Origin of the sequence: Sphingorhabdus sp. (genome assembly GCF_044354325.1) — a bacterium.
Lineage (GTDB): Bacteria > Pseudomonadota > Alphaproteobacteria > Sphingomonadales > Sphingomonadaceae > Sphingorhabdus_B.
On sequence record NZ_JBILAF010000157.1, the window covers coordinates 1 to 3,594 of the forward strand.

General features: G+C 56.4%; 1 protein-coding gene. It reads left to right on the forward strand.

Going from position 1 to position 3,594, the window contains the following annotated elements; translation table 11 throughout:
• Positions 1–116: 116 nt before the first annotated feature.
• Positions 117–3,437, forward strand: coding sequence for a carbamoyl-phosphate synthase large subunit (gene carB, locus ACIQ0G_RS10660; protein WP_397577882.1), 3,321 nt, complete (start codon positions 117–119; stop codon positions 3,435–3,437).
• The last annotated feature ends 157 nt before the right edge of the window (positions 3,438–3,594 follow it).

Below are 3,594 nucleotides of genomic sequence, written 5' to 3' on the forward strand. Positions count from 1 at the left end.
ATGATGGGGTGAGTAGCCTAATGCCGGCCCTCTATTCCATGTGCTGCGCACTGACATCCTCTACACTCTGTCGTATTCGTGAAAGTGCGACTGGGGCCTTTGGAAATATGAATTAAATGCCCAAACGTACTGACATAAAATCGATCCTCATCATCGGCGCTGGCCCTATCATCATCGGGCAGGCGTGCGAGTTTGATTATTCGGGGACGCAGGCGTGCAAAGCGTTGCGCGAAGAGGGCTATCGCATCATCCTCGTCAATTCCAATCCGGCGACGATCATGACTGATCCGGATATGGCGGACGCGACCTATGTCGAGCCGATTACGCCCGAAATCGTTGCCAAGATCATCGAAAAAGAACGCCCCGACGCGGTGTTGCCGACCATGGGCGGGCAGACCGCTTTGAACGTGGCTTTGGCTTTGTTCAACGACGGCACGCTGGCGAAATATGGTGTCGAGATAATCGGCGCCGATGCCGAAGCTATCGACAAGGCTGAAGACCGGATCAAATTCCGCGACGCGATGACCAAAATTGGTCTGGAATCGGCGCGCTCGGGCATCGCGCATTCGATGGAAGAAGCGCTTGAGGTGCTTGAGCGCACGGGCCTGCCATCAATCATTCGCCCAAGCTTCACCATGGGCGGTACCGGCGGTGGGATTGCATACAACCGCGACGAATTCATCAAGATCGTCACCGGCGGGTTGGATGCATCGCCAACGACCGAAGTGCTGATTGAAGAATCGCTCCTCGGTTGGAAAGAATATGAAATGGAAGTCGTGCGCGACCGCGCGGATAATGCCATCATCATCTGCTCGATTGAAAATATCGACCCGATGGGCGTGCATACCGGCGATTCCATCACGGTTGCGCCAGCGCTGACGCTGACCGACAAAGAATATCAGATCATGCGCAACGCGAGCATCGCGTGCTTGCGTGAAATCGGTGTAGAAACAGGTGGTTCGAACGTACAGTTCGCAGTCAATCCGAAGGATGGCCGCCTGATCGTGATTGAAATGAACCCGCGCGTATCGCGTTCGTCGGCGCTTGCATCGAAAGCCACTGGCTTCCCGATTGCCAAGGTTGCGGCGAAGCTGGCGGTTGGTTTCACGCTCGACGAAATCACCAACGACATTACCGGCGCAACGCCAGCGTCGTTCGAGCCGACGATTGATTATGTCGTCACCAAAATTCCGCGCTTTGCCTTTGAAAAGTTCAAGGGCGCCGAGCCATTGTTGCACACGGCGATGAAGTCCGTGGGCGAAGTGATGGCGATTGGCCGCAACATCCACGAAAGCCTGCAAAAGGCGCTTCGTGGGCTGGAAACCGGGCTTTCGGGTTTCAATTATGTCGACGCGCTGAAGGGTGTATCGAAAGATCAGCTTTCTGCCGAATTGAGCCGTGCGACGCCAGACCGGCTGTTGGTCGCGGCGCAAGCGCTGCGTGAGGGCATGAGCGTTGCCGAAATTCACGCAATTGCGAAGTTCGATCCGTGGTTCCTTGAACGGCTGGAAGAAATCGTTGCGGCGGAAAATGACGTCAAGACGAACGGTTTGCCCAATACGCCCGAGGCGCTTCGCCGTCTGAAAGCCATGGGCTTTTCGGACAAGCGGCTGGCCTATCTGGCGCTGGAATCGGTCAATATCCGCCCGGGCATGGAAACCGCAGTCCGCCGTGGTTCTGGCATCGCCATGCAGGCCGCCCGCGCGATTGCTGGCGCCGTGACCGAAGATGAGGTGCGCGCATTGCGGCACAAATTGGGCGTGCGCCCCGTGTTCAAACGCATCGACACCTGCGCTGCGGAGTTTGAGGCCAAGACGCCTTATATGTATTCAACCTATGAAGCCCCAAGCTTCGGTGTGCCGGAGTGCGAGAGCCAGCCCACGGATCGTGAGAAGGTCGTTATCCTTGGCGGTGGTCCGAACCGCATCGGGCAGGGGATTGAGTTCGATTATTGCTGCGTCCATGCCTGCTTTGCGTTGGCGGATGCGGGCTATGAAACGATCATGGTCAACTGCAACCCGGAAACCGTGTCGACAGATTATGACACCAGCGACCGTTTATATTTCGAGCCACTGACCGCGGAAGACGTGCTGGAAATCCTGCATGTTGAACAGCAGAATGGCACGCTGAAGGGCGTCATCGTCCAGTTCGGTGGTCAGACCCCGCTGAACCTCGCAAAGGCGCTTGAGGCAGCTGGAATCCCGATTTTGGGAACATCGCCCGACGCCATCGATCTGGCCGAAGACCGCGAACGCTTTGCCGCGCTTATCAACAGACTGAAGCTCAAGCAGCCCGAAAACGGCATTGCGCGTAGCCGTGACGAAGCCATTAAGGTTGCCGAGAGCATCGGCTACCCCGTGCTGATGCGGCCGTCCTACGTCCTTGGCGGGCGTGCGATGGAAATCGTCGATACGCAGGCGCAGCTGGAAAATTACATCCAAACGGCCGTGATCGTCTCGGGCGACTCGCCCGTGTTGATCGACAGCTATCTGCGGGACGCCATTGAGGTGGATGTGGATGCTTTGTGCGATGGCGACGAAGTCGTTGTTGCCGGCATATTGCAGCATATTGAGGAAGCTGGCGTGCACAGCGGCGATTCCGCCTGCACCATCCCGCCCTACAGCCTGCCTGATAACATCATTGCCGAAATCCGCCGCCAGACCGAATTGCTTGCGGTCAACCTGCATGTCCGTGGCCTGATGAACATCCAGTTCGCGGTCAAGGATGGCGAGGTGTACCTGATCGAGGTCAATCCACGTGCCAGCCGGACCGTGCCTTTCGTCGCAAAGGCCATCGGCGCACCTATCGCCAAGATCGCTGCGCGCGTTATGGCGGGGGAAAAGCTCAAGGACTTGCCACCCATCAACCTCGACATCGATTATATCGCGGTCAAGGAAGCAGTATTCCCGTTTGATCGTTTCCCCGGTGTTGACCCCGTGCTGTCGCCTGAAATGAAATCAACAGGCGAAGTCATGGGTATCGATCGCGATTTTGCGACGGCCTTTGCCAAATCGCAAATCGGCGCGCGGATGCCGCCACCGATGGGCGGGAAGCTGTTCGTTTCGGTGAAAGACACAGACAAGCCGGTTATCGTCCCCGCTGTCAAACAAGCGATTGCGTGCGGCTTTACCGTATGCGCAACCGACGGCACAGCCAATTATCTGCGTGAGCAGGGGATAGAGGTCGAGCGCGTGAACAAGGTCGCGCAGGGCCGCCCGCACATCGTCGACAAGATTAAAGATGGTGAAATCCAACTGATTTTCAACACCACCGAAGGTTGGCAGAGCCTGAAAGACAGCGAAGAAATCCGCCGTTCCGCGTTGGTTGGCAAGGTTTCGCAATATACAACAGCCGCAGGAAGCATCGCGGTTGCACAGGCGATTGCGGCGCTGCAGCAACGGCAACTTGAAGTTCGGCCACTTCAAGACTATTATTAACACGAGCAGTATCGTTCCCCGACAATTGAACTGCATATCGGATTGATGGTTATCATTTCTCCGGTCGGGATGTTTTTGTGACGAAGGGTTTTGCCTGATGGCGAGTTTTGAGAAATATCCGATGTTGGCTGAAGGCTATGAAAAGCTGACAACCGAC

Coding starts and splice junctions, on each gene's coding strand:
- carB (WP_397577882.1), top strand. CDS start 117: ATGCCCAAACGTACTGACATAAAATCGATCCTCATCATCGGCGCTGGC.